1 protein-coding gene is annotated in these 721 nt (G+C 59.1%); it reads left to right on the top strand.

Translation table 11 applies throughout. From position 1 onward, the window contains the following. Nucleotides 1-107 precede the first annotated feature (107 nt). Complete coding sequence (locus AC1DY5_RS57720) at nucleotides 108-491, top strand: hypothetical protein (RefSeq protein WP_478123053.1); 384 nt, start codon at nucleotides 108-110, stop codon at nucleotides 489-491. Nucleotides 492-721 lie beyond the last annotated feature (230 nt).

The raw sequence follows: 721 nt of genomic DNA, 5'->3' as shown, positions 1-721 counted from the left end.
CGAAAGGAAAAGTGCAAGGCATGCAATGTCAAGCGTGAATGAGCGCAAAGGCGGACGATGCACCTGTCGCTTCAGACCCAGACCTCAACCGGTTAAAGGAGATACACATGCACTTTTTGGACGACTCTCTTCTGCCTGAAAACCGCGGTATTGAGGACACGCTCCAAGACGACCTCGGCGAGCGTATCCCCTCGGTCAGGCAGGTCGAAAAGCTGGTGCGTATTTCCCGCGAGCTGAACCGAGAAATCGCCACCGGCGAGGAAGCCAAGCGCATCTACCAGATCGGCATGCAGTACAACAGCATCGAGGAAACCCTGGCCAAGAACGGCTACCCGCCGCTGCGCAAGCCCGGCCAGCGCGGCTTCCTGCTGCATGACGGCGCCTACTACCCCGGCGAACGCCAGCGTGCTGCAGAAGCACAACACCAGGCCGAAACGCAGCGACGCCTGAGTGCCCTGGCCAACCGCGACTGGGCCGCAGCAACAGCCTGAGCCGTTCCCGCTCAAGCATCACCGCTGCCCGGGAGAGGCCGCAGGCGGCTTTCTCAAGCCGCCTGCGGGAAATTTTCTGCGGCCGACTCAGCCAAATCACCCTATTGACTCGTTCTAGGGTGAAGCAAGGGCTGGCAAGCCGCAGGCGAACTTTGATATTTACTACGGAACAGGAGACAAAATGGCAAAAGTCGTCAAGTTTTACGAAACGGGCAAGCCCGACGTACTTC

The organism is Variovorax sp. P4_D9 (genome assembly GCF_056401695.1).
This window is presented reverse-complemented; position numbering and strand designations above follow the sequence as displayed.